Here is a 25,938-nt window from a genome sequence, read left to right as displayed (position 1 = left end):
GTTTGATTGTATTATAATGATTCTAAATCTTGTTTGTAATCCCTGAATGCTCTGAATATACCATGAGCAATGTAAGTTTGTTGCAATTTGTCGTTTAAATCTCTCTCTTCTTTTTCATTGCTAAGGTATCCGGTTTCAATCAAAATACTTGGCATAGAGGTTTTGTACAACACCCAGAAACCTGCGCTTTTTACGCCCCGGCTTCTGCGTCCAACACGGTTTTTGAATTGATTTTCAACATTTTGAGCCAGCATCAGGCTGTTGCTCATATAAGCATTCTGGTATAGTGAAAATAGAATATAAGATTCAGGGGAATTGGGGTCGAAACCATCATAGGTTTCTTTCGCATTTTCTTCATAGAGGATTACAGAATTTTCCCTTTTGGCTACTTCGAAATTGGCTTCCGTTTTATGTATTCCCATTACATAAGTTTCTGTGCCATGAATTTCAGGTCTCGATAGCCAGTTGCAGTGAATGGAAATGAATAAATCTGCTCCATTTTTATTTGCCAGTTCAGCCCTTTCTGCCAATGAAGGAAAAGTGTCTTTGTCTCTTGTATAAATTACTTCGACATCTGGTAAGTATTTTTTTATGGTTTCACCTGTTTCTAAGGCTATTTTCAGGGCAATATCTTTTTCTTTGGAAATCTTGCCATGTGTACCTGGGTCTCTACCTCCATGACCTGCGTCGATTACTATCTTGTTTATTTTATAATCCTTTAACCCGACATTGTTAAATGAAACTAACACCAATGTCGCAGATAAAACGAACAATGATATAATATTCTTCATGTACTTGTGGTTGTTAATGATAATGGCAATATTTTTGCACAAAATTGTAAATTTTTCCTTGAAACTGAAAGTCAAGTGCGCATTTTAAAGTCCTTAGTTATATGCAATATATTACTTTTCCAATTATATTCAGCTTTCGGTCAGGATAACAATAACCCTACCAAAAATCCTATTCAAAATAAATTAGATCCAACGTATTTGCTCGAAATGGCAGATTCGCTAGGCGTAAAGCCTGAAACAATATTTCAACTTGCCGATTCTCTGGGAGTCAATCCTGAAAACGTTTTACAATTTGCAGATTCCCTTGGAAGCGGACTGAAAAGCCTGCCTATGGTTAATGACTTGTTGGGGCAGGATTCGGTGAAAAATGATTCAATTGCATTTCGTCCACCACCGGGGAAAAGTGATATTGAAACTACCGTTGTTTATTCTGCTAACGATTCTATGTTTTTCAATCTGGAAACTCAGGATATGTTTTTGTATGGAGGTGCTAAAATTAAATATGGAATCATAGAACTGGAAGCTGAAAAAATTGAAGTCAATTGGGTAAAAAACACGCTCAAAGCAAATTATGTACTGGACAGTACAGATCAAAAAATAGGAAAACCGGTATTCAGGCAAGGATCAGAGGAATATACTACCGATGATATTACTTATAATTTTAAAACAAAGAAAGCTGTAATCAAAGGAATTATCACCGAACAGGACGGGGCATTTATGCATGGTGAAAAAGTGAAGAAAAATGAGAAGGACGAAATGTATATCAGGGAAGCTCAATATACCACCTGTAACCTGGCTGAGCCTCATTTTTCGATCCATTCTAAGAAATTAAAAGTTATTCCTAAAAACAAGGTAGTAAGTGGGCCATTTAGGTTGTATTTTGGAAAAATACCTACCATACTGGCTTTCCCTTTTGGTATGTTTCCTCAACCTAGAAAAAAAGCATCAGGAATAATAGTTCCGCAGTATGGTGAAGATGCAACCAGAGGTTTTTTCCTTCGGGAGGGGGGGTATTACTTTGATATCAATGACTATATAAATCTGACTCTCACCGGGGAGATTTATACGAGAGGGAGCTATGGATTGCAGACCAGATCAACATACAGGAAGAGATATGCATATTCAGGAAGTTTTAATGTGAGATATAACAAGTCTGTGACGGGTACACTGGCAGAAGATAAACCATATTCTCAGGATTTCTGGGTACAGTGGAGTCACAGTCCACAGTCTAAAGGAACGGGAAGGTTTTCGGCTTCAGTTTCTGCAGGTACATCAAGTTTTTCCCAAAACGTAAATCTTATAAGCGAAAGTTATTCCAGAAGTATTAATGCGCAGTTCAATTCCAACGTGTCTTATTCCAAATCTTTTAGAACGGTCAATATGACCATGAATATGAGGCACAATCAGAATGTTCAAACAGGGCTGGTCAACCTTACCATGCCTGAAATGAGTATGAATGCCAACCGGATTTATTTATTTAAAAACTCACAAAAGTTGAGCAAAACGGTGCTTGGTAAACTTGGTTTGTCCTACAGTATGACTGCAAAGAATGACCTTTCAAATGCAGCAAAATCCAGTCCTTCCGGATATACAGTTGTAAACAGAGGGGCACTTGATGATAGTCTGGTATCTTTTAACCCTGAGAACTTCGACATTATATTTGATCGTGCAAAAAATGGAATGCGTCATAGTATTCCGATTTCTACCTCATTTAATGTACTTAAGTATTTTACAGTAAGCCCCAGTTTTAACTATACTGAGCTGTGGTACCCAAAGGAGCTTAGATATACCTATGTGCCGGAGCAAGAAGGGGTAAGAATTGATACATTACGTGGGTTCTCTCGTGCCGGATATTACAGTTCTGGTGCGTCGGTGAATACCAGACTCTATGGTTTTTATCCTATTGGGGGAAAGAAAATTCAGGCCATCAGGCATGTGATGACACCAAGTATCGGGTTTAGTTACAGTCCTGATTTTGGAGCAGAAAAGTATGGCTATTATGATGAAGTACAGATCAATGAAAAAGGAGACACCCGAACACTGTCAAAATTTGAAGGATTTGCTTACGGCAGTCCAGCCCGTGGAGAGAGTGCGAGTATGTCATTTTCTTTAAACAACAATATTGAAATGAAGGTAAAGACCAAGAACGATAGTATTGATGAGTTTAAGAAGGTAAAACTCTTTGATAACCTGTCTTTTTCTTCCGGATATAATTTTGCAGCGGACTCTTTTAAACTGAGCAATGTTAGTATGAGTGCGAGAACAAGTTTTTTGAACAGGGCTGTGAGTGTAAGTTTTGCTGGATCGATAGATCCGTACGTGTATATTCTTGATAGTATTAAATATACCTCAGGAGGAGGAAAAAGAATCTATGACCATAGAATTGACAGATTTGCCTGGAACAATGGAAATGGTTTGGGACAGTTGAGTAGAGGGACAATTTCCCTGGGCTTAAACCTTGCACCAAAATCAAAGAAAAAGAATACGCAAAATAATGGTCAGGAACAGAATGGGCGGGGGGAAGGTTATGATCCCAATGACCTGACCGATCCAAATAATCCTTATAGCGACCCATACAATCTGGAAGAAGGTGTCAGGAACGGTGAATTCATAGGACAAGGTGTAAATCAATATACCGCATACAATGATGCCAATCAATATGTTGACTTTAGTATCCCCTGGAATTTACGAGCCAATTATTCCTATAATTATTCCAAAACCGGATTTGAAGATTCTAAAATAACTCAGTCATTGAGCTTTAGTGGAAATATTAGCTTGACAGAAAAAACTAAAATTGGTTTCAATTCCGGTTATGACATTAAGAATAAAGAGTTCACAGTAACCAGGCTGAACTTGTCCAGAGACCTGCACTGCTGGACATTGAATTTCAACTGGGTGCCATTTGGCCCTAATCAGTCCTATTTCGTTGAAATCAGGGTGTTATCCACGTTGCTTAGCGATTTAAAGCTCGACAAACGGAGCAGAACTGCTTATAGTGGTTTTTAGTAATTTAAAATATTTCATATCAGGTATTTTTGTTGTTTAGATTCCGTTATACGCCATCAAAGGCTTTAACCGGATAGAAAAGGATATTTACAAAGGCCTGATTCAATCAAAATTCTGATCATTGACGCTGCTTTTTGCTTAATAATGTTTGGTAAAACCCTTTCTTTTCACTAAATTCAATACCCCACAAAAGATTTTAATCATGGTAAAGAACTATAGAGGTATTCAAGTGGAGCAAACCAAAGAAGCTGAAGTGCCTTCTATTTTGGTTGCTGATTATATGGCCAGAAGACTGGTTACGTTTTCCCCTGATCAGACTATCATGGAAGTAATGGATCTTTTGATGCAGAAGAAAATATCAGGAGGGCCTGTGGTAAACGAGCGCAATGAGTTGCTGGGGATGATTTCGGAAGGCGACTGTTTGAAAGAAGTGGTGAAAGGTAAATACAACAACATTCCAATTATGTCAGGAAAAGTATCGGAGCACATGGCATCCAATGTAATCACCATAAGCCCTGATGCCAATGTGTTTGATGCAGCGGATATGTTTTTGAATAAGAGAAGAAGGAGGTTTCCCGTAATTGAAAATGGTAAGTTGATTGGCCAGATCAGCCAAAAGGACATTATGCGGGCAATTAAAAACCTGAAGAGCGAAGATTGGAAACGTTAATTCTCTGATTTATTTAGGATACTTCGTTTCCGCAAATGGCACATCAATGAAAACTATTAATTCATAGTAAATAGGTATGTAATGGGAAGGGCAACTGATGGTAATGTCTATCTTTGCCGGCATTACTATGGATAAAAAAGAATCGATTTTCACCCTCCAATTTATTTTACTCTGTTTTAGCGGTTTCCTCTTTTTTGGGAGCTTCAATATGATTATTCCGGAGTTGCCGTCCTATCTCACCGCTATGGGAGGTGGAGAATACAAAGGACTTATTATAGCCCTTTTTACCGTTACAGCCGGGCTTTCTCGTCCTTTTAGTGGCAAGCTTGCCGATAAGGTGGGAAGGGTGCCTGTAATGGTAGTTGGAGCATTGGTGAGTAGTATTGCTGCGCTGTTATATCCTGTGGTCAGTGGTGTGATTGGATTTTTTGCTTTGCGCTTTTTTCATGGTTTTTCTACCGGATTTAAACCTACAGGTACATCGGCTTATGTGGCAGACATAGTGCCGTTCAATAGGAGAGGGGAAGCTATGGGGTTTGTAGGTTTTTTTAGTAGTCTGGGTATGGCAGCAGGTCCGGCTATAGGAGCGTACCTGGCGAGTCATTTTTCATTGAACACGATGTTCTATTTTTCAAGTGGGTTTGCATTGTCATCGGTCTTGGTTTTGGCAGGGATGAAGGAGACACTCAAATCTCCTGAAAAACTAAGGCTCTCTCACTTTTTTATCAACAAGTCAGAATTGTTTGAGCCCAAGGTAATTACCCCTTCATTGGTGATGATGCTATCTGTTTTTTCATTTGGCACTATACTTACCGTTATTCCTGATTTGAGTGATCATTTACAAATATCTAACAGGGGCTTGTTTTTTACTTATTTTACAATAGCCTCATTGTTGGTAAGGATTATTGCAGGTAAAGCTTCAGACAAGTTTGGCAGAATACCGGTATTGAAAGTTGGAGGGTTGATATTGGCTCTGTCTATGATATTATTGGCAAATACTGAGGGTAACCTGTTGTTTGTTTTGAGTGCTGTTTTTTTTGGTTTTGGAATGGGAATATGTTCTCCCACTATTTTTGCCTGGACTATTGATATGAGCGACGAAAAGCATAGAGGAAGGGGGATAGCTACCATGTATATAGCACTGGAAGTAGGTATAGGGTTAGGGGCATTTATTTCCGGGTGGGTTTTTAGTAATGACATAAATAATATTGCCATGGTTTTTTACATACCTGCAGTTTTGGTTCTTATCGGATTTTTCTATTTATTCACACCTGGCGTAAAAAAGCTGACACTGGAAACAGTTGTCGATGAATAACTTATACTGTACGGATTTACATTAAATACATTCAGATGAAAAAGAGTGATTCAGATATTGTGAAATATATTTTCATTGTGATCTGTGTACTGGAACTGGCATCTCACATTTTGGTTTTGCCTGAAATGAACCATTACACTAAGCCATTGCTGATGCCGGCATTGATTGTTTATTTTCGAAGAAGCCTGTTATCTCCACCAAATTTATCATTTCTAATTGCTGTTTTAGCTTTGATTTTTTCCTGGATTGGTGATGTGTCATTGATGTATCAAAACAATGATTCTATGTACTTTCTCATAGGCCTTTCGGCTTTTGGTGTAGCTCAAATACTGTATATATTTTCTTTTTCCCGTGCCCGATACAATAATGAAACGGTTTTATCCATAGGGAGACAGTTTGGTTATTCGATACCATTTATTTTGATAGGTGTAGTGCTTTTGTGGAATTTGGTTCCTGAAGCTGGCGATTTGGCGTACCCACTTATTGTATATGCCTTGCTTTTATTGGCTATGGTGATTTCTTCTATTCTTAGAATGGAGCAAACCAACCAATCCAGTTTCAATCAACTGTTTTTTGGTGCAATACTTTTCTTGTTGTCTGATTCGCTCTTGGCGATGAACAAATTTCTAATGCCAATGGAAAACTCAGGTTTGTTTATAATGCTGACTTATTTGCTTGCTCAGTGGAATATTGTCAATGGCTTGTTGAAACATTATAATGAAAAGTAGTACTGTTTGATTATAATTTCTGAAAAACACAACTTTTGGAAAGAAGAGAGTTGTTCAATTCCTTGCATAAAATTTCGTTCAAATTCTATAAATTGGCAAAATGTCGGATATACCTTTATATAGCATTCCCGAAGGACGTGTTCAGCTCACTGACTTTAAGTTGTACACCATTAAGTCAGATGAGAAAGTAGAAGCTTCCTACCCGGCGGGATTTCCCAATAAGACCAATGTGCCTCACAGACATGATTTTTTTGAAATCTGTATCTTTTATCGTGGAACAGGAAATCATGAAATTGACTTTAACAAATATCCTGTTAATGACTATAGCATTCATTTTGTGACTCCCGGTCAAGTACATTTAATATCCAACCATGAAAAGGCTCAGGGGTATATTCTTGCTTTCACAGAAGAATTTATTGAGCTCAATAGAAAACTGGCTGGTATAAACATAGGTGAATTACCTCAGCCATACATCAATTTGAAGCCTGAAAACTTTGAGTTTGTCAAAAAAATACTGGATGAGATAATGCATGAATACCTCAACCTTAGAGAAGAAAGTGAAGAAATTATTAAGTCATATTTGTACATTTTCATTTTAAATGTCAAAAGCCTTTATAAAACCAATCATGTGGGAGGTTATGATTTTCACAACAATAGAGACGCCACTTTCAAGTTGTTTAGAGAGATGGTAGAAAAGGATTACCTCAAAAACCAGCAGGTGAATTATTATGCGGATTTACTACATATCAGCCCATCTCATTTGAATAAAATATCAAAAAAGGTTTGTACGAAAACAGCCAGTGATTTCATTCACGACAGGGTAATGCTGGAGGCCAAACGTTTGCTGATTTTTTCAGATATGAGTAGTAAGGAAATTGCTTACCACCTTATGTACGAAGATCCTTCTTACTTCAGTAGGATATTTAAAAAGAAAACAGGATACTCTCCAACGGACTTCAGAAAGGTAAAACTCGAAAAGTACCAGTCACAGACATAATAATACATCTGATGTAAATTTAATTAGCTCTAAGTTTAAGGTTGGATTTTTGTTCAAATAACTAAAAAATATAATTTGGAAATCAATACAACAATTAGTGCTACTTCCTTAGGCAAAAAGCTAGAGTCTTTTTGGAAATTATCAGGGGAAAAGATTCTTTCAATAGAAGATCAGTATGATGAGTCGAAAGGTGCTCCGGTGTTTACAGAAGCGGGTAAATACACTACCAGAGGATGGACAGAGTGGACTCAGGGGTTTCAATATGGATCCTCAATTTTGCAATTCGATGCTACCGGTGACGACCAGTTTTTGGAAATAGGTAGAAAAAATACTGTGGAGAAGATGGCTTCTCATGTCAGCCATATTGGAGTTCATGATCATGGATTTAACAATGTAAGTACCTATGGCAACCTTCTTCGGTTGATGCTTGAAGGAAAAATTGAGGGGAATAAAGCTGAACAGCAGTTTTACGAATTGGCTCTTAAAATTTCTGGTGCAGTCCAGGCTTCCCGTTGGACTAATTATGATCAGGGAGGATACATATATTCTTTTAATGGGCCGCATTCTTTGTTTGTAGATACGGTGCGTACCATCAGGGCGTTGGAAGTCAGCCATTTGCTTGGGCATTCCCTACAGGCTGAGCAAGATGCCAATCACTCTTTGCTTCATCGAGCAATTCAACATGCACTATCCACTGCCAAATATTCTGTTTTTTATGGCGAGGGTAGAGATCAATATGATGATTGGGGACGTACAGCTCACGAATGTATATTCAACACAAACAATGGCTCTTACAGGTGTCCTAATTCTCAGCAGGGGTTTTCAGGATTTACCACTTGGACCAGAGGCCTGAGTTGGGCAATGCTGGGTTTTGCAGAGCAATTGGAGTTTCTTGAAACCATAGATGAATCGGAACGGAAAGGATTGGGTGACATGGCAGAAATAAAAGCCGTGTTTTTAAAAGCAGCCAAAGCCACTTGTGATTTTTATATAGCCAATTCTTCTCTGGATGGCATCACCTATTGGGATACTGGAGCACCAAAAATGCATGAATTGAAAGATTATCAGACTAAAAATGCTGATCCTTTCAATGAGTATGAACCTGTTGACAGTTCGGCTTCAGCCATTGGTGCACAAGGATTGTTGCGGCTAGGAAAATACCTTAAAGAAAAGAATGATCCGAGGGGTGATATGTATTTTCAAGCTGGATTGAGTGTAGCAGACACACTTTTGGACGATCCATATTTAAGTAGAAATAAAGGCCATCAGGGATTGTTGCTTCATACCATTTACCATTATCCAAACAACTGGGATTATATTCCCGAAGGAAGTAAAATTCCAAATGGTGAGTCTTGCATGTGGGGAGACTACCACATCAGGGAAGTGATGCTTCTCTTGCAGCGAATGATAGATGAAAAATCATATTATACTTTTTTTCAGGGATTAACCAAAAAATGATATGGCATTAAAGTCAAAGCCAAAATATACCAGAGTTGCACAACTCAAAACACCATCCGCATTTTCAGAGTATTGTCAATCTATTCAGGCCAATGTTCCTTTTGATCCAAATTGGGAAGTGGGAAATGAAAACAAGTTTTCGGATGAGTATCAATTGAATACAGGGTTTAAAATAGGCAATCGTTTTTGCATACTTCCTATGGAAGGTTGGGACGGTACCGAAGACGGAAAACCTACGGAACACACCATTCGCAGGTGGGAGAATTTTGCACTCAGTGGTGCAAAACTCTTGTGGGGTTGTGAAGCTGTAGCTGTGCAGCATGAAGGGAGGGCAAACCCCAATCAACTGCTCATGAGTGAAGCTAATTTGCCTGATATTCAGAATTTGTACGATACTGTAACCGAAACTCACAAGGAGAAATTTGGTACAGTAGATGACTTATTGGTGGGGTTGCAGCTTACCCACTCCGGCAGGTATTCCAAGCCAAACAGCAAGACGAAACACGAACCTCAGATACTTTACAATCATCCTGTTTTGGATGAAAGAATGGGGATAGATAAAGAATACCCGAAGTTAACTGACGATCAAATCAATAAGTTAGTAGATGATTTTATTCAGGCTGCAGTTTGGGCTCAAAAAATAGGTTTTCAATTTGTTGACATAAAGCATTGTCACGGTTATCTGGGACATGAGTTCCTTACGGGGTATAAGCGAGAAGGTAAATATGGTGGGGATTTATACCATAGAACACAGTTTCTGAGATCAATCGTAGAAGGAATCAGAAGAGAAGCTCCGGGATTGGAAATAGGGGTAAGGTTGAGTGCATTCGACTACCTTCCTTACAAACCCGGAGAAAATAATGTAGGTGTACCATGTGAAGTAGAAGGTGAGTATCAAAATGCGTTTGGTGGGAGTACTTCAGGTGTAGAAATGGATCTCAAAGAGACATTTGATTTACTTAAGATTTTTGAAGATTTAGGAATTCAATTGGTTTGTATCACTGCAGGAAGTCCGTATTACAACCCTCACATTCAACGGCCTGCGCTGTTTCCTCCATCCGATGGTTATCTTCCGCCGGAAGATCCATTGGTCGGTGTTGGAAGGCAAATCCAGGCTACAGCTCAGATAAAAAAGGCATTTCCAAATTTAACCATTGTAGGATCGGCATATTCCTACCTGCAGGAGTGGCTGCCCAATGTAGCCTATGAAGTGTTGGACAAAGGCATGGCAGATTTCATTGGGTTTGGTAGAATGGTTTTGTCCTATCCGGAAATGCCTGACGATATTATTAAAGGTGATGTTTTGAAGCGGGGTAAAATTTGCAGGACATTTTCAGATTGCACTACAGCACCAAGAAATGGATTGATATCAGGATGTTTTCCTTTAGATCCTATTTATAAGAAGATGCCTGAGTATGATATGCTTAAAGAATTAAAGAAAAATGGGTAATTTGAGCAGCTTTTACAAACCACTATAAGAATTGATTATGAATAAATATGCTTTGGTTACCGGAGGCACGAGAGGTATAGGGTTGGGTATTTCAGTTTGTTTAGCGAAAGAAGGATATAACCTGGCTGTAAATGGAGTCCGTAACGAATCTGATGTAAGCGAGGTGCTTGATCAACTGCGTACTTATGGTGTAGATGTGATTTACTGTCAGGGAAATTTGGGGTTGGAAAGTGATCGCCATTCAATATTGAATAAAATATCTAAAGAATTTGGACAATTGGATGTACTCGTCAACAATGCAGGAGTGGCACCTAAAGAGCGTATTGATATTTTGAATACCACTGAGGAAAGCTATGATTATGTGATGAGTATTAACTTGAAAGGGACTTTTTTTCTTACCCAGGAAGCAGCCGGAATGATGATAGCCCAAAAAGACAAAGAGGTTCAGAAATGCATTATCAATATCTCATCCATTTCGGCAACAGTTGCTTCAGTCAATCGTGGAGAATATTGCATATCCAAAGCCGGAATGAGTATGATAACGGCTTTGTTTGCCACCAGATTAGCAGAACACAACATTCCTGTTTATGAGGTTCGTCCTGGTTTGATAGCAACAGATATGACATCAGGAGCCAAAGAAAAATACGATAAATTAATAGCGGATGGTCTAACCTTACAACCAAGATGGGGAGCACCCGAAGATATCGGGAAAGTTGTTGCCTCTATGGCGATCGGTCAACTGGCATACTCTACCGGACAGGTAATTATGGTAGATGGAGGACTTTCTATTCCAAGATTATAAAACGCAACTATGAATAAAAACAAATCACTTTATTGGAATTTATGCATTGCCGGGGTTATTCTGGTCAGCATCTTATCTTTCACTCCTCTGGTGTTACCAGTAGGAATATATGAACCAATGTTGTTTGGTGTTCCATATTCACTTTGGATGGGTATTTTGGTAGCTATTCTTTTGGTTTTTTTAACTTATCTGGGCACGAAAGTTCACCCGGGAAATGGAGAGGAGGATCACAATGATTAAATGGGTAATAATTTTTGCAATCATATACCTTGGTATATTAGTGACCCTCGCCTTGATCTCTCGCAGCAAGGTTAAAAGTGTTGATGACTTTATGATGGGAGGCTTCAATATTGGCTATTTTCTGGGTTTTATGACCTTTGCTGCTACACTTTTTAGTACATTCACTTTGTTGGGAATGCCTGATTTTTTCAGGAATCATGGAGTAGGAGCATGGATGTTTTTAGCTGTATCCGATGGTGTCATGATATTTATGGTGCTATGGTTTGGGTATCATTTACGTAAAAAAGCCAAAGAAAAGAAATTCAGAGGAATGTCGGGACTGCTGACCGACTGTTATGGAAGCAAATGGGCAGGTTATGTTTATTTTATTGGAATCTTTCTTTTTTTAGTGCCTTACGTTTCTATTCAGATCAGAGGGATATCGATATTTCTGGATGCTTCTTTCAATCACGCATTGCCACCCTGGGGATGGGCCACTCTCATATTGTTTGTCATGATACTGTACAGTGAAACGGGAGGATTGAAGGCCATTATGTACAGTGATGTGTTTCAGGGAATATTATTGATGACAGTGGTGTGGATCATAGCATACACATGTGTCCAGAATATGAATGGTGTCAAACAAATGTTTGAAGAGGTAAGACTAGTAAATGAGGGGTTGCTGTCTGTACCAGGACCCAAGGGACTGTTTAGCATACAGTTTCTTTTAGTTTCGATGATTGCCATAGTACTGATACCTGTTACACAGCCACAAATAAGTTCCAGAATAGTGATTATGCGGAATCAATCCAGCATGAACAGAATGGCTGTAGCCGTAGGGTGTTTTGCCATGTTGGTTATATTGCCAACAGTTGCCATCGGGATGTATGGAGCTGTGAAATATGCAGATCATTCCACACCGGATTTTCTGTCTCAGGTTTTGCTATTTGATCAGCCGGGGATCATTGCTGCCGCTACTATGATTGGTTTGATTGCAGCAGCAATTTCTACCAGTGATTCACAAATATTTGCTATGAGTGGTGAGCTTCGTTCTCTTTTAAAAGGAGAGGAGAAAAAAGTATTGAAAACCACGAAAATAGGAATGGTGGTCTTTGCAGTGGCAGCCCTGATATTCTCACTTATCAGTAGCAACCAGTTGGCATTGTTGGCCAGACTTAGTTTTACAGGAACAGGTTTGATGGCACCTATGGTTTTATTAGCCATCTTGTCAAAGAAAAAAATAGGTATGACAATGGTTTGGGTATCTGCAACGGCTATATTGGTATTTATTGGAAGCTTACTAGGTGCTTTGCCATCTGATATCATGGGATTGAGGATGGATTTGTTGCTGTTTATTTCATTGGGAATGATTTCGTTTTTGATGGTGGTATTTGATGGAGGAGAAAAGAGTGATACGGTTTAAGATGACGTGAAATTCTAATTGTGTTAATGATTTTTGTTATGTTTGATTTAATACAATTTTGAACTTTATGGAGAAAATTGAATTTGATCAAACCGATTGCTGGATTCTATTAAGTATTCCTTTAGAAAAAGAAGGGTGTGATTTACCAGAGCTGATAGGTATAGCAGATATGCTTAATCATTCGATACCATCTAAATTGGAAATTGAAACGGCAATTACTAAAGGCATTCAGTCAGAAACAGTTTGTCTTAAAGAAGGAAGGTTTATGTTGTGTTTATTGTTTAAAGAGATTTTTGATAAAGTTATAAAAGGAAGAGGAGGTATTTTTAGTCTTGTTGAAAAGATAGAAAAAAAACTTAACTCATATGAGTTTGAGCAGCATAATATATCGGCTTTCAAATTGACTCAAAAGGAATACGATTCTGCATATCAGTCCGTTTGAAAAGGTATCTAAAAAGTATAGATGATTGTTGGGTTTTTAGAGTGTAAAGGCAAGAAAACAATTGTCAAAACTCTGTTTAAGATGTGTGTGATGTAGTTAATTTTCAACCCAAAGTATAATCCTATTAATCCTTAAATCAAGAAAATTCAGATACAAACTATGAAAAACATCCCACTTCACTTCACATTGCTGTTAGCTGTATTTATACTGTTTTCATGTTCAAAAAAAACTAAAAATACCACAGCACCTTCTGAAGCTGAAAAGCAAGCTTTGGAGCAAGCCCGACTCAACGGAATATTGGTAAACGAAGGATTGGAAAGATGCAGACGTTTTGTCGATGGTTGGTTGGAATACGCAGATACTGCTACCGGACTTATTCCAAGAAACTTATATGAAAGTGCTGATATCTGGAACGCCAAGGATGCTGCTGCTGACAATTACCCATTTATGGTTTTGACATCAGCCATTACCGATCAAAAACTATTTGAGGGAAGAATGCTTGACATGTTGCAAACAGAAATGCGACTCACTTCCCGCATAGACAATATGCCGGATACTTATTCTTTTGAGAAACAAGGTTTTGATAAGGAGGAAGCGGACATAGACGACATTATGTTTGGCTCCTCTGAATATATCAAAGATGGTTTGTTGCCACTGACTGAGTGGCTTGGAGCAAGCCCATGGTCGGAGCGTATGATTGCCATTTTGGATGACATGTGGAAACATGCACCTGTAGAAACGGAATTTGGTAAAATAGTATCCACCAATGAAGAACTGAATGGTGAAATGTTACAGGTGTTGTCTCGCATCTACTGGATGACTGGGGAACAAAAGTATCTGGATTGGGCTATTCGTCTGGGAGACTATTATTTATTGGGAAATAATCATCCAACCAATGATTTTACAAAACTTAGATTGCGTGACCATGGTTGTGAAGTAGTTTCCGGGTTGTGTGAGCTTTATGGTACGGTAAGCTTTGCTCAACCGGAAAAGAAAGAAATATACCAGCCATTTATTCATCAAATGCTGGACCGCATTTTGGAAGTTGGTACAAATGCAGATGGCCTGTTTTACAATATCATCAATCCACAAACGGGTGAAGTATTAAACAATGGTATTGCCGATAATTTTGGCTATACCCTCAACGGTTTTTACACGGTATATCAGGTTGATTCCGTGAAATCTTACAGAGATGCTACTTTAAAAGGGTTAAGTACACTAAATGATGCATACAGGAACTTTGATTGGGAGAGAGGTTCTTCGGATGGTTATGCTGATGCGGTAGAAGGAGCATTGAATTTGTATGCCAGAGAACCTGTGCCGTCAGCAAAGGAATGGATAGATAGCGAAATTAAGGTAATGTGGTCTATGCAGGATTCCAGTCATAGAGAAAATGCATTAAAATGGCGTTCATCGGGAGTGATAGAAGGCTGGCATGGTGATGGGAACTTTGCCAGAACAACTATTATGTATTGCCTTTGGAAAACACAGGGGATGACTGTAGCTCCATGGAGATCAGATGTAAAAGCAGGGGCTGAAATGAATGGAGAAGATGTATTGATTAGCGTTGAAGTAGATACCGATTGGGAAGGGGTTTTGAAATTTGATTCTCCAAGGCACGAAACCATTATGCACATGCCTCAGGATTGGCCAAGAATCAACCAGTTTCCCGAATGGTTTACGACGAAAGAAAACTCCAATTATACCCTGGTAAAATTCGATGGAGATAAGCCTGAGACTTTCACTGGAAAACAACTAAACAGTGGAGTGAAAGTTTCATTGAAAAAGGGAGTCAATCAATTTATTTTAAAAACATTGTAACAAACTTACACCATGCGCATAATATTATTTTTCCTTGCATTTATTTCTATTCTGTCTTGTACTCAGCAGTCCGACAATTGGATAGTAGCTAAAAACGAAGAGGGTTTTCTGATAATGGAAGGCACTGATAGTGTTTTCTTTTATCAACAAAAACCAAAATCAATGGACGGTAAGTTTAAAAGATCCAATTACATTCATCCATTGTATGGAACTAATGGCCATATTTTGACAGAGGATTTTCCTGCCGACCATTTGCATCATCGTGGTGTTTTCTGGGCATGGCATCAAACATATATTGGAAGTAAAAGAATAGGAGATGCCTGGGCACTGGAGGATTTTGAATGGGATATCGATGATGCTACTGTTAAGGAGTATAATGATTCTTGTGTGGTGACCACTTCAGTAGATTGGAAATCACCTTTATGGCTCGATGAAAACGGTGAGCAAAAGGCTTTTGCACATGAAAGTGCTGCGATTACGGTTCATGCAGCCAAAGACAAATACAGGATTATTGATTTTGAAATTAAGATTACTGCATTGGAAGACAGTCTGGCAATAGGTGGCTCTGAAGACCCCAAGGGATATAGCGGATTTTCCTGGAGGATTCCTCTTTCAGAAGATGTTCAATTTACAGGAAAAAGAGGTGCTGTTGAGCCCCAGACTTTGGCTTTGGATGAAGGCCCCTGGATAGATATTAGGGGAGATTTGACTGGACATGGTGCGCAGGAAGGTGTTTTGGTTGTGTCTCATCATTCAAATCCCAGTCATCCTCAGGCATGGATTTTAAGAAAAGCGAAAAGTATGCAGAATGTAGCTTATCCTGGAAGAGAACCGGTTTTTATAGAGAAGTCCAACCCTTTGGTATTGAAATACAGAATGGTGGTTTATGAAGGTGCTTTGACGGATGAAAAGATTAAAGATCTGAGTAGCTTTTGATGTGGTTTGATTTTTACTATTTTCGTTGCTCAAATTAAATCCCACCGTTAGCAATCGAAAATATGAATTTTAAAAAACACATAGCCGTCTTATTTTTTGCAGCCTTTCTCAATCATGTTGGTTTTTCTCAGGAGTTTGATCCATACAACCCTAAACCGGGGATGGACAAGCTGAGAAGTGAAAATGAAATAAAAAGGCCTGGTGAAAAAAACAAGTTGAAAAAGCCGATGCATTTCCTTGTTTTTGGAGATGCCAAACACAGCCCGTTTTTGAAGGATGTATTGAATCAATCGGATAAGTTGAATCCGCAGTTTTGTATTACTACTGCAGATCTAGTCAACAGAGGAGCAGGAGATCAGGGTGTCAAAGAATACAAAATGTTGGATGAAGAAGCAGGGTGGTTTTTTAGAAAGTACCCTACATGGCCTACACTTGGCAACCATGAAGTTTCTGGTTTACCGGAAGGAGGATATGAATCTGGTCAAAGCAATTTTGCTGATTTCTTTGGTTTGCATGATCCTACCTATAGTTTCACTTATGGCAATGCAAAGTTTATAGCGTTGGACTGGCCAAAGGTTTCAGAAGATCCTGAAAAACTGGCCTGGCTGGAAAAAGAACTGAAAGAGGCGCAGGGCATGCACATCTTTATCTTTAGACACAGGCCTTTTTATACAGTAGGAAACAAGAGCTACTCTGATGTAGAGGGAAAAACCACGGTGACTACCAAGCTATTTAGCAAGTACAATGTTACGGCAGTATTTTCCGGCCATGATCATTTGTATTACCGCACAAAAAGAGAAGGCGTTCATTATGTGATTTCTGCAGGAGCAGGAGCCAACATTTACAGCTTGAAACGTGAAAAAGATGCTATAGAAGGTGATGCATATTATGGCAGGGATTTGGATAGTACCGATGAGAATCAGAAATTCAGGTTTCATCCGTCATCAGGCAAAGACGTTACCTTCAATGAAGCAATCTATTTTGTAGTTTCTGTCAAAATCAATGGCAATAAGATAAGCATGGAGATGATTGACTCCAATGGTAAGGTTTGGGATAAATATAAGTTTAAGACGGATTTGTAACAACTCTAATTGTTAATGATATTTGGTTTGAAATGGATCGCAAGTGTTACTTTTTTAACAGCGGCAACACAGCTTTGAGTATTTTTTCAAATCCGCCAATTGAAACTTCTTCTTCTTTCCCTTCAATTATGTGTTCATAATGATTGTTGCCAAAATATTTATCAACCAGTTTCTCCTTAATATTTTGTTTTTTATTTTCATCTAAAATTTCAATAAAAGGATTTATTGAAGCAAGTTCTAATTCGGCTGTTCTATTGGTAGTTTCAAGTTTTCGGTGCTTGCTGGATTCTCGTGCTGCATAGGTTGCAGGGTAGGATAAAGCAGCTGCAGCAATAAGTCGAAGTAAGGATTTCGTCCAATCAAAGCCACTACTACTTAAGTCAATTATTGTCCAAACTAATAGCCCAGAAAAGACCGTCATGAAAATAATGGCAACCCACCTCCAGAAATTAGCTGAAGCTTTATGTTCGTTTGCGATTATTTGATAATTACCTGTTACTCCAACATTTCCAATAACGTTGACAATCTTTTTAGCTTCATCTAACTTTTCATCTAAATTTTCTATTAATCCAGAAGTGTCAGTATCAATACTCTCTTTTAACGCATGAATTTCTTCTTCGAAAGTCTTTTTATCACTATCTATTTCAATTCTAAAAGTCTTTCTATCAGTTTCATATTCTTGAGTGGCCTTTGTTTTTATGCTGGTAAATTCCGTTTGAAAATTCGAATTTAAATTCTGAATTTCAGTTTCTTTTGCTTCTACTAGTTTAAAAAGCCTTTGGATTTCTAAGTCCTTTTTTTCTAAATCAGATTTAAATGATTTAAGAGTGCTAGAAAGTTCTTTACTTTCATTTGTAAGCAATTCATTCTTTTCAGAAACTGAGTTTTGGAAATCAGCAATGGCTTTAGAGAAGTTGAAGTCATTTTTTGAATATGGCAGAGGGAAATTTCTTGTTCTTGCTAATGCAGAGTGAAAGTTATTAGTTGCATTGTTGAGATGCCCAACATTGTTATTGCCTAGGAATGAATTTATCTGTTGTAATCCCGCTTCAATTTCATTACTTAAGTCGTTCATTTCTGCTGCTTGAACAAGAATTGGAATCGTTAACTTGATTCTATCACTTATGTATTGATGTGTAGATTCAAAAAAAGAGAATTTCTCTAGGTCAATTTTTTCCTTAGACTCTTCTTCATTTAGCCTTTGTGATAACTGTTCAATTTTCTCAAACAGTTGATGATTTTTGAAATTTTCTGGAGTCATATTTTCTTTCTGTCCTTACACACAACAATTATATAAACTTACTCAAGAAGCCTCGATTTCTTACAATAAATCCTAATATTTTGATTTCATGAATGGATTTGCCTCAAATAATTATATGTTTGGAATAACTATTCAACTAAGAACAAATCAACATGAAATTAAAAGTAGTATTATGGTCTGTGACCGTAGCACTGGGTGGTTTTCTATTCGGGTACGATACAGCGGTGATCTCAGGTGCAGAGCAAGCCATTCAGAAATTATGGAGTTTAAGTGATGGATTGCATGGGTTTGCAGTAGCCATTGCATTGTACGGTACAGTGATAGGTGCCATGCTTGGTGGCATTCCTGCCGATAGCTTAGGACGGAAAAAGACACTTTTCTGGATTGGTGTTTTGTATTTTGTATCTGCCATAGGTTCTGCACTTGCGCCGGATATTTATACATTTATGGTTTTCAGGTTTATTGGTGGACTGGGAGTGGGTGCCTCTTCGGTAGTAGCACCATTATACATTTCTGAGATTTCTCCTGCCAATCAGCGTGGAAGATTGGTAGCCATTTTCCAATTCAATATCGTACTGGGCATATTGATTGCCTTTTTATGCAATTACCTGATCCAGTTGGGTGCGGAAGAAACTCCGTGGAGGTTGATGATGGGAGTGGAGGGAATCCCTGCTTTGCTTTTTGTATTGCTGGTAATGTTTGTACCGAGAAGCCCAAGGTGGCTTATTGTGAAAAGAGGCTTGCATGATGAAGCTAAAAAAGTGTTGGCTTTGATCAACTCAGACACTGTGGATGAATCTTATAATGCCATTTTAAAATCAGCAGAGCAGGATAATGTGTCTGAAATTAAAAGTTCATTGTTTTCGAAGAAGTACAGTGTTCCTTTATTACTGGCATTTTTGATTGCTTTTTTCAATCAATGGAGTGGAATCAATGCCATTATCTATTACGCACCAAGGATTTTCGAATTAACAGGTTTAGGTGCTGATTCAGCTTTGTTATCAACCTCAGGAGTAGGACTTATCAACTTAATTTTTACGATGATTGGTATGACACTTATCGATAAGATGGGTAGGAAGAAGCTGATGTTTATCGGATCGATTGGACTTATTGCTACATTGGCTCTGGTGTCCAATGCATTCTTTACAGAATCGTTTGCCTTAGTTCCAATCTATCTGTTCGTATATATTGCATTCTTCGCCATGTCACAGGGCGCAGTGATTTGGGTGTTCATTTCAGAGGTCTTCCCAAATAAAGTAAGAGCATCAGGCCAGTCTTTTGGATGTTTTATCCATTGGATTTTTGCTGCCATCATAGCCAATATATTTCCATTCATAGTTAACAAATTCAGTGGAGGTCCATTATTTGCTTTTTTTAGTTTTATGATGGTGTTACAGCTAATTTTTGTTTGGAGAATGATGCCCGAAACGAAGGGAAAATCCTTAGAGCAATTGGAAGATACCATTTCACATGGATAATGTATAACCTGTGCGTTGTTAGATTGAAATAAAAAAACGAGGTTGTCTTGGAAGGATTGTTGTCGGATTCCTGACTGTCGTCTAGGCAGGTATTCCGACACTCCTCAAAAAGCCTGAAGAGTTGTTAATCCAACAGATCCCAGAATAAATCTGGGAATTACCTGTCTTTTGAGACAACCTCGTTTAGGTATAATATTGTTTTTTCAAACCATTTGTACTCCTGATAATACATCTTCTACAGGAACATAAGGCAGATCAAAGGCATCAGAAACGCCTTTATAAACTACATCTCCATTTACAATATTTAACCCTTGTTTCAACTCATTGTTTTCCTTACATGCTTTCTTCCATCCCTTATTGGCCAGTTGAATGGCATAAGGTAAAGTAGCATTGGTCAGAGCCAGAGTAGAGGTGTATGGAACTGCACCGGGCATGTTGGCTACACAATAGTGCAAAATTCCATCTATTTCATAAGTAGGATCTTCATGGGTTGTTGGCTTGCAGGTTTCAATGCACCCACCCTGATCTACTGCCACATCAACCAGCACTGTTCCGGGGTTCATTTCTTTCAACATATCTCTGGTTATCAGGTGAGGTGCTTTTGCGCCTGGGATCAAAACAGCACCTATTATCAAATCATGGGTGCTTAAAAGCTCTCTTATATTGTATTCATTAGACATAAATGTATTGACATTGGCAGGCATTACATCGTCTAAGTACCTGAGTCTGGACAGACTTAAATCCAATATGGTGACATCTGCACCTAATCCGGCAGCCATTTTTGCAGCGTTGGTTCCTACCACACCACCACCTAGTATCATTACTTTCGCAGGTCTTACTCCCGGTACTCCCCCTAAAAGTATGCCTCGGCCTCCGGAAGGTTTTTCCAGGTATTTTGCTCCTTCTTGTATGGCCATTCTTCCTGCTACTTCCGACATGGGTACCAGCAAAGGCAAAGACCGGTCGGTTTTTTCAACTGTTTCATAAGCCAAACAGATAGCCTTACTGGCAATCATTGCTTTGGTTAGAGGCTCATAAGAAGCAAAGTGGAAATATGTAAATACAAGTTGATTTTCTTTGATCAGGCCGTATTCCTGTGCTATCGGTTCTTTTACCTTTATAATCATTTCAGCAGATGAATACACTTCTTCAATGGTATTTAGTAGTTCTGCTCCAGACTGGCTATAGTCGTCATCACTAAAACCACTGCCTACTCCGGCTGTTTTTTGAATAAACACCTGATGTCCGTGTTTTTTAATTTCCTTAACTCCGGCAGGAGTTAATGCAACACGATTTTCGTTGTTTTTAATTTCTTTTGGCACTCCTATTATCATGGCTCGATTTTATTTGTTGGTGAGGCAAATATATTGGAGAAGCTAAAAAATATATCCTCAGGAGAGCCTATAGGCTAATATTCAATACTTTATTTTAATAATATTTTGTAAGAGTATTCTTTAGTCAATAAAATCAATATTTAAAGAATAAAATTTTAATAAATGTATTAAAAACGAATTATATTATTATTACTTAATATTATTTAATATTAACAATATAAAAATTGGTTTTGGTGTCGTTTTATTCTTTTTGATAAATTCATTGAATTATATAAATTTGAGGCTTAATAATTTAACATTTCAGCACTAAATACATTTTGTCTGTATGCAAGACCTTACTCAGTTATCGGTTGATAGTGAACTCCAAACCGAGGTAATATTGAGTGACTACAAATTGGCAGTAGAGAGCAGGGAGAATAGTTACATTGGTAGAAAAGAGGTCTTCATGGGAAAAGCCAAGTTTGGTATTTTCGGTGATGGCAAAGAAATCCCACAAATAGCAATGGCCAAAGTATTCAGAAACGGAGATTTCCGTTCCGGATATTATCGTGATCAGACTTTTATGATGGCGATTGGAGAGTTGACTTCACAGGAATTCTTTGCGCAATTATATGCTCATACTGATGTGAAAGCTGAGCCTGCTTCGGCTGGCAGATTAATGAATGGACACTTTGCAACAAGGTCTTTAGATGAAAACGGAAACTGGAAAAATCTCATGGAGATGAAGAATTCCAGTGCAGATATTTCCTGTACAGCCGGACAAATCCCTCGTTTACTCGGGTTGGGTTATGCTTCTAAGTTGTACAGAGAAAATCCTGATTTGCATTCATATAAGACATTTTCTGATAAAGGAAATGAAGTAGCATTTGGGACAATTGGAAATGCATCTACTTCAGAAGGAGCATTTCTTGAAATGATAAATGCAGCCGGAGTACTACAAGTGCCGATGGTGCTTGCAGTATGGGACGATGAATATGGTATTTCTGTACCAAATAAATACCATACCACCAAAAGTAGTATTTCTAAAGCTTTGGCAGGTTTTCAGAGAAATGAAAATGAAAAGGGTATTGAAATATTTGTAGTAAAAGGATGGGATTACTTAGGGTTATGTGAGACATTTAAAAAGGCAGATAAAATAGCAAGAGAGGAACATGTGCCGGTTTTGGTTCATGTGATTGAGGTGACTCAACCCCAAGGGCACTCCACTTCTGGATCTCACGAAAGATATAAGTCAAGAAAACGGCTGGACTGGGAAAGAAAGTATGATTGCGTTAAGCAAATGCGTGAATGGATATTGTCAGAAGGAATTGCAACGGACAATGAGTTGGATGAAATAGAAGAAGAAGCAAAGAGTACTGCCAAAAATGCGAAGAATATTGCTTGGAAAGCCTATTTAGCAAGTGTTAAAGGCGAGGTAAGCGAAGTACTGAAAATAATAAATAAACTGGCGTCCAAGAGTCAATATAGGACACAGTTGACTCAATTGATGACCACCTTAAGGGAGACGGTAAGTCCTAATAAACTGGATGTTGAGAAGGCAGCAAAAAAGAGTTTGAGGTGGACACGCAAAGAAAATTTTCCGGAAAGACAGTTACTTATTGATTGGATCAACGAAAGAAAACTTTTAAGGCATGATGAATATTCAAGCCACGTATATAGTGAGTCTGAACAGTCAGCACTAAAAGTTGCCCCAATTCACCCTGTGTATGCCAAGGAGTTTAAGCTGGTTGATGGCAGAGAGGTATTGAATGCTGCGTTTGATGATATCTTCAGAAGAAACCCATTGGTTTTTACTATGGGAGAAGATGTTGGGAAAATTGGAGATGTGAATCAGGGAATGGCTGGTTTGCAAGATAAATATGGCGAGTTAAGGGTAACTGATACCGGGATACGTGAAACATCTATCATGGGCCAGGGGATAGGTGCTGCGCTGCGTGGACTTAGGCCTATTGCAGAAATCCAATATTTGGACTATATATATTACTGTATTCAGGTTTTGACTGACGATTTAGCCTGTTTGCATTATAGAACCAAAGGAGGGCAAAAAGCACCCTTGATTATCCGAACCAGAGGACATAGATTGGAAGGAGTGTGGCACTCAGGTTCTCCAATGAGTATGATATTGGGCTCTCTCAGAGGGATTTATTTGTTGGTGCCAAGGAATATGACTCAGGCAGCCGGGTTTTACAATACTATGCTTGAATCTGACGATATAGCCATTATCATTGAAAGTTTGAATGGGTATCGTCTAAAAGAAAAATTGCCTGAAAATATTGGAAAAATAAGGGTGCCTCTTGGTCAACCGGAAATACTAAAAGAAGGTAAAGACATTACTGTAGTGACCTATGGCTCTATGTGTAGAATCGTAATGGAGGCTGCTAAGCAGTTGGCTGATTTTGGTATTGATGTTGAAGTGATCGATGTACAAACATTGGCTCCATTTGACTTGAATAATGAGATATTGAAATCGCTTAAGAAAACCAATCGTATTGTTTTTGCAGATGAAGATGTGCCTGGTGGTGCTACTGCTTATATGATGCAAAAAGTACTGGAGGAGCAGGGAGGATACAGGTACCTGGATTCTAAGCCTCTTACCATATCATCAAAGGAGCACAGGCCGGCTTATGGTTCTGACGGTGACTATTATTCTAAACCAAATGCAGAAGAAATTTTTGAAAAGGTTTATGAAGTAATGTCGGAAACTGACCCTATTAGCTTTCCGTCCTTGTATTAGAATTCTGTCAAATCCTGCAAAGTAAGATCACCAGTTTCTATGACATTGCTGTCGTGAAGCTGTCTGTCTTTGATTTTTACTGACAGTTTGAATGTATCAGTGCGGAGTAATATGTTAAATCCACTGGATGTCATACCGTACTTTATTGTACCTTCCAGAGAAGAGTTTAGGCTTTGAATATCAAAAATTGGAAACCTTGCATTGAAATCTATGCCACATCCATTGGTGTCAAAAGCTCTTTTCCAATCTATATATTCATAAGAACTTCCTCTTTTTCTATAAAAATCAACGAAAATATTATTACGATTTTCATTTTTTACAACATAAATGGTGTCTTCATGAAATTGGCTTAAGTCAATGTTATTGGTATTAGCTCCTTTGGGGATAAATACATTGCGTTCTTCATTTATAAATAATATGTCGTAATCATCACAACTAAAGGTAGGCCTGTTGTCGGTTTTACTGATTTCAGTGGGTCTCACTCCGGAATCAAATGCAAACTGGTGAAATGGGGGTTTCACATCGGTAGCACTAAGTGTGACTATTCTGCCATCTTCATCAATCACAAAATCGAAATCCTGATAGGGGTAATCATTTTCATCCCTATTAAGTCCCAGATCTCCATCTCCGTCTTCGAATTTAATATATATAATAAGAGAGTCGGGAGCATCGGTGAGGTCTTTGAATATTACCTGATCAAAACCTATTATTTTTGGTTCAATAGGAAAGTCATCAGGAGCATTACAAGAGAATAAAAAAACTCCAAAAACGATTAAAATCAGTTTTGACAACTTAGAAAAAATATAAATTCCACAGGATTCTTTACACACCATTCGTATTCCAATTACATTTGCTAATTTAATCGAATATAATACAATTATTATACAATAAACCCTTAACTAATTTCACTGTGAATTCTTTAAATGATTTTAAAAAATCTCTTTTCAACAAAGGTTCAAATTCATTTGAAGATATTGCTCTGGAAATATTTAATTATCAATACCACAACAATTTGGTTTACGGCGATTATATTAGAAATTTAAATATATCTCCAGATCATGTTCACGAAATTAAAGAAATTCCATTTCTACCAATCGAATTTTTCAAGTCTTTTGAAGTGAAGACCGGGGATTGGAAGTTGCAAAAGAAATTTTTGAGTAGTGGAACTACTTCTTCAGTACGGAGTTGTCATCTTGTGGAGGATACTGATTTTTACCATTTGGTGTCAAGGGATATTTATGAAAAGATGTATGTTGATGAGATAAAAGATACTGTGATCCTGGCCCTATTGCCTTCTTATCAGGAGCAGGGAGATTCCGGTTTGGTAGATATGATAGATTTCTTTATAGAAAATAGTGATTCGGAATTTTCGGGATATTATTTGTATGACTATGAAAATTTGTTAACTACTATTGAAAACGCATCAAAAGACAAGGGAAATGTTGTGTTGTTCGGCGTATCTTTTGCACTTCTCGATTTTTCTGAACATATAAAAAAGAAATTTCCTAATCTAATAATTATTGAAACAGGGGGGATGAAGGGCAGAAGAGATGAATTGACAAAAGAGGAACTTCATGCTCATTTGAAAAAGAAGTTTGGAGTGGAAACAATTCATTCAGAATATGGTATGACGGAGTTGATGTCCCAGGCTTACTCTAAAGGTGCAGGTCAATTTGAAATGTCAAAATGGATGAGAGTTATAATACGTGATATTAATGATCCGTTTAATTTTTTACAAAAGGGTAAAATCGGAGGAATAAATGTAATAGATTTGGCAAATATTCATTCTTGTTCATTTATTGAAACAAAAGATATTGGAATGATAAATAATGACAATAAATTTGAGGTTTTGGGAAGAATTGACAACTCTGATATCAGAGGTTGTAATTTATTGGTGTCATAGATCTTTTATTGTATAATTGGCCTGGCACATTGTATTATATTTATTTTTTTTTGAACTGATTGTCATTTTATATATATTTAAGCCTAGA

Annotated in this window: 21 protein-coding genes; 17 read left to right on the top strand and 4 right to left on the bottom strand. The window is 37.9% G+C overall.

All coding sequences use genetic code 11. The annotated features are described in order from the left end of the window. Nucleotides 1–11: 11 nt before the first annotated feature. On the bottom strand, nucleotides 12–791 hold the full coding sequence (locus tag AAOP42_RS06785) for an N-acetylmuramoyl-L-alanine amidase family protein (protein ID WP_349527720.1): 780 nt from the start codon (nucleotides 789–791) through the stop codon (nucleotides 12–14). A gap of 207 nt (nucleotides 792–998) precedes the next feature. On the opposite strand from AAOP42_RS06785, the gene AAOP42_RS06780 reads away from it, so the two are divergent. The 14 genes from AAOP42_RS06780 to AAOP42_RS06715 all read left to right on the top strand — a co-directional run bounded on the left by AAOP42_RS06780 (nucleotide 999) and on the right by AAOP42_RS06715 (nucleotide 17,140). After that, complete coding sequence (locus AAOP42_RS06780) at nucleotides 999–3,797, top strand: putative LPS assembly protein LptD (protein ID WP_349527719.1); 2,799 nt, start codon at nucleotides 999–1,001, stop codon at nucleotides 3,795–3,797. A gap of 202 nt (nucleotides 3,798–3,999) precedes the next feature. Next, nucleotides 4,000–4,467 (top strand): CBS domain-containing protein, encoded by a 468-nt coding sequence (locus AAOP42_RS06775; protein ID WP_349527718.1) that lies wholly within the window; start codon nucleotides 4,000–4,002, stop codon nucleotides 4,465–4,467. Between the two features lie 127 nt (nucleotides 4,468–4,594). After that, nucleotides 4,595–5,782: an MFS transporter gene (locus AAOP42_RS06770; RefSeq protein WP_349527717.1), complete on the top strand. Its 1,188-nt coding sequence runs from the start codon at nucleotides 4,595–4,597 to the stop codon at nucleotides 5,780–5,782. A 35-nt stretch (nucleotides 5,783–5,817) separates the two neighbouring features. Next, the gene (locus tag AAOP42_RS06765; RefSeq protein ID WP_349527716.1) at nucleotides 5,818–6,510 is read left to right on the top strand and encodes a lysoplasmalogenase; all 693 of its coding nucleotides are present in this window, start codon (nucleotides 5,818–5,820) and stop codon (nucleotides 6,508–6,510) included. Nucleotides 6,511–6,610: 100 nt separating this feature from the next. Beyond that, nucleotides 6,611–7,507 (top strand): AraC family transcriptional regulator, encoded by an 897-nt coding sequence (locus tag AAOP42_RS06760; RefSeq protein ID WP_349527715.1) that lies wholly within the window; start codon nucleotides 6,611–6,613, stop codon nucleotides 7,505–7,507. Nucleotides 7,508–7,582: 75 nt separating this feature from the next. Then, nucleotides 7,583–8,965, top strand: a complete 1,383-nt coding sequence (locus AAOP42_RS06755; RefSeq protein ID WP_349527714.1) for a glycosyl hydrolase — start codon at nucleotides 7,583–7,585, stop codon at nucleotides 8,963–8,965. 1 nt (nucleotide 8,966) lies between these two features. Continuing rightward, nucleotides 8,967–10,415 (top strand): oxidoreductase, encoded by a 1,449-nt coding sequence (locus AAOP42_RS06750; protein WP_349527713.1) that lies wholly within the window; start codon nucleotides 8,967–8,969, stop codon nucleotides 10,413–10,415. A 37-nt stretch (nucleotides 10,416–10,452) separates the two neighbouring features. Then, nucleotides 10,453–11,217, top strand: a complete 765-nt coding sequence (locus tag AAOP42_RS06745; protein ID WP_349527712.1) for a 3-ketoacyl-ACP reductase — start codon at nucleotides 10,453–10,455, stop codon at nucleotides 11,215–11,217. 9 nt (nucleotides 11,218–11,226) lie between these two features. Continuing rightward, nucleotides 11,227–11,457, top strand: a complete 231-nt coding sequence (locus tag AAOP42_RS06740; protein WP_349527711.1) for a hypothetical protein — start codon at nucleotides 11,227–11,229, stop codon at nucleotides 11,455–11,457. Next, a complete protein-coding gene (locus AAOP42_RS06735) occupies nucleotides 11,450–12,859 on the top strand; it encodes a sodium:solute symporter family protein (protein ID WP_349527710.1) in 1,410 nt (469 codons plus the stop codon). Before AAOP42_RS06740 ends, AAOP42_RS06735 begins: the two co-directional genes overlap by 8 nt. A gap of 67 nt (nucleotides 12,860–12,926) precedes the next feature. Further along, complete coding sequence (locus tag AAOP42_RS06730) at nucleotides 12,927–13,301, top strand: hypothetical protein (protein ID WP_349527709.1); 375 nt, start codon at nucleotides 12,927–12,929, stop codon at nucleotides 13,299–13,301. 159 nt (nucleotides 13,302–13,460) lie between these two features. Next, nucleotides 13,461–15,122, top strand: coding sequence for a hypothetical protein (locus AAOP42_RS06725; RefSeq protein WP_349527708.1), 1,662 nt, complete (start codon nucleotides 13,461–13,463; stop codon nucleotides 15,120–15,122). A gap of 12 nt (nucleotides 15,123–15,134) precedes the next feature. Next, nucleotides 15,135–16,058, top strand: coding sequence for a DUF6807 family protein (locus AAOP42_RS06720; protein WP_349527707.1), 924 nt, complete (start codon nucleotides 15,135–15,137; stop codon nucleotides 16,056–16,058). Nucleotides 16,059–16,120: 62 nt separating this feature from the next. Then, on the top strand, nucleotides 16,121–17,140 hold the full coding sequence (locus AAOP42_RS06715; protein WP_349527706.1) for a metallophosphoesterase family protein: 1,020 nt from the start codon (nucleotides 16,121–16,123) through the stop codon (nucleotides 17,138–17,140). Between the two features lie 46 nt (nucleotides 17,141–17,186). Here the strand turns inward: AAOP42_RS06715 and AAOP42_RS06710 are convergent, their stop codons facing one another. Next, nucleotides 17,187–18,401, bottom strand: coding sequence for a hypothetical protein (locus AAOP42_RS06710; protein WP_349527705.1), 1,215 nt, complete (start codon nucleotides 18,399–18,401; stop codon nucleotides 17,187–17,189). A 152-nt stretch (nucleotides 18,402–18,553) separates the two neighbouring features. On the opposite strand from AAOP42_RS06710, the gene AAOP42_RS06705 reads away from it, so the two are divergent. Next, the gene (locus tag AAOP42_RS06705; RefSeq protein WP_349527704.1) at nucleotides 18,554–19,879 is read left to right on the top strand and encodes a sugar porter family MFS transporter; all 1,326 of its coding nucleotides are present in this window, start codon (nucleotides 18,554–18,556) and stop codon (nucleotides 19,877–19,879) included. 203 nt (nucleotides 19,880–20,082) lie between these two features. On the opposite strand, the gene ald is transcribed toward AAOP42_RS06705, so the two are convergent. Next, nucleotides 20,083–21,213 (bottom strand): alanine dehydrogenase, encoded by a 1,131-nt coding sequence (gene ald / locus AAOP42_RS06700; RefSeq protein ID WP_349527703.1) that lies wholly within the window; start codon nucleotides 21,211–21,213, stop codon nucleotides 20,083–20,085. Nucleotides 21,214–21,538: 325 nt separating this feature from the next. On the opposite strand from ald, the gene AAOP42_RS06695 reads away from it, so the two are divergent. Then, nucleotides 21,539–23,947, top strand: coding sequence for an alpha-ketoacid dehydrogenase subunit alpha/beta (locus AAOP42_RS06695; RefSeq protein WP_349527702.1), 2,409 nt, complete (start codon nucleotides 21,539–21,541; stop codon nucleotides 23,945–23,947). Here AAOP42_RS06695 and AAOP42_RS06690 read toward each other — a convergent pair. Continuing rightward, nucleotides 23,944–24,738 carry a hypothetical protein gene (locus AAOP42_RS06690; protein ID WP_349527701.1) on the bottom strand — a complete coding sequence of 265 codons (795 nt, stop codon included), beginning with the start codon at nucleotides 24,736–24,738 and terminating at the stop codon, nucleotides 23,944–23,946. The two genes, AAOP42_RS06695 and AAOP42_RS06690, sit on opposite strands and share 4 nt — an antisense overlap. A 119-nt stretch (nucleotides 24,739–24,857) precedes the next feature. On the opposite strand from AAOP42_RS06690, the gene AAOP42_RS06685 reads away from it, so the two are divergent. Then, a complete protein-coding gene (locus AAOP42_RS06685) occupies nucleotides 24,858–25,850 on the top strand; it encodes a LuxE/PaaK family acyltransferase (RefSeq protein ID WP_349527700.1) in 993 nt (330 codons plus the stop codon). The last annotated feature ends 88 nt before the right edge of the window (nucleotides 25,851–25,938 follow it).

It is taken from the genome of Reichenbachiella sp. MALMAid0571, from assembly GCF_040151475.1.
Taxonomy (GTDB): Bacteria; Bacteroidota; Bacteroidia; order Cytophagales; family Cyclobacteriaceae; genus CAXBNB01.
This window is presented reverse-complemented; position numbering and strand designations above follow the sequence as displayed.

Bases quoted from the DNA above. Each gene is read 5' to 3' on its own strand.
- AAOP42_RS06785 (WP_349527720.1), bottom strand. From the start codon at position 791: ATGAAGAATATTATATCATTGTTCGTTTTATCTGCGACATTGGTGTTA.
- AAOP42_RS06780 (WP_349527719.1), top strand. From the start codon at position 999: ATGGCAGATTCGCTAGGCGTAAAGCCTGAAACAATATTTCAACTTGCC.
- AAOP42_RS06775 (WP_349527718.1), top strand. From the start codon at position 4,000: ATGGTAAAGAACTATAGAGGTATTCAAGTGGAGCAAACCAAAGAAGCT.
- AAOP42_RS06770 (WP_349527717.1), top strand. From the start codon at position 4,595: ATGGATAAAAAAGAATCGATTTTCACCCTCCAATTTATTTTACTCTGT.
- AAOP42_RS06765 (WP_349527716.1), top strand. From the start codon at position 5,818: ATGAAAAAGAGTGATTCAGATATTGTGAAATATATTTTCATTGTGATC.
- AAOP42_RS06760 (WP_349527715.1), top strand. From the start codon at position 6,611: ATGTCGGATATACCTTTATATAGCATTCCCGAAGGACGTGTTCAGCTC.
- AAOP42_RS06750 (WP_349527713.1), top strand. From the start codon at position 8,967: ATGGCATTAAAGTCAAAGCCAAAATATACCAGAGTTGCACAACTCAAA.
- AAOP42_RS06745 (WP_349527712.1), top strand. From the start codon at position 10,453: ATGAATAAATATGCTTTGGTTACCGGAGGCACGAGAGGTATAGGGTTG.
- AAOP42_RS06740 (WP_349527711.1), top strand. From the start codon at position 11,227: ATGAATAAAAACAAATCACTTTATTGGAATTTATGCATTGCCGGGGTT.
- AAOP42_RS06735 (WP_349527710.1), top strand. From the start codon at position 11,450: ATGATTAAATGGGTAATAATTTTTGCAATCATATACCTTGGTATATTA.
- AAOP42_RS06730 (WP_349527709.1), top strand. From the start codon at position 12,927: ATGGAGAAAATTGAATTTGATCAAACCGATTGCTGGATTCTATTAAGT.
- AAOP42_RS06725 (WP_349527708.1), top strand. From the start codon at position 13,461: ATGAAAAACATCCCACTTCACTTCACATTGCTGTTAGCTGTATTTATA.
- AAOP42_RS06720 (WP_349527707.1), top strand. From the start codon at position 15,135: ATGCGCATAATATTATTTTTCCTTGCATTTATTTCTATTCTGTCTTGT.
- AAOP42_RS06715 (WP_349527706.1), top strand. From the start codon at position 16,121: ATGAATTTTAAAAAACACATAGCCGTCTTATTTTTTGCAGCCTTTCTC.
- AAOP42_RS06710 (WP_349527705.1), bottom strand. From the start codon at position 18,401: ATGACTCCAGAAAATTTCAAAAATCATCAACTGTTTGAGAAAATTGAA.
- AAOP42_RS06705 (WP_349527704.1), top strand. From the start codon at position 18,554: ATGAAATTAAAAGTAGTATTATGGTCTGTGACCGTAGCACTGGGTGGT.
- ald (WP_349527703.1), bottom strand. From the start codon at position 21,213: ATGATAATAGGAGTGCCAAAAGAAATTAAAAACAACGAAAATCGTGTT.
- AAOP42_RS06695 (WP_349527702.1), top strand. From the start codon at position 21,539: ATGCAAGACCTTACTCAGTTATCGGTTGATAGTGAACTCCAAACCGAG.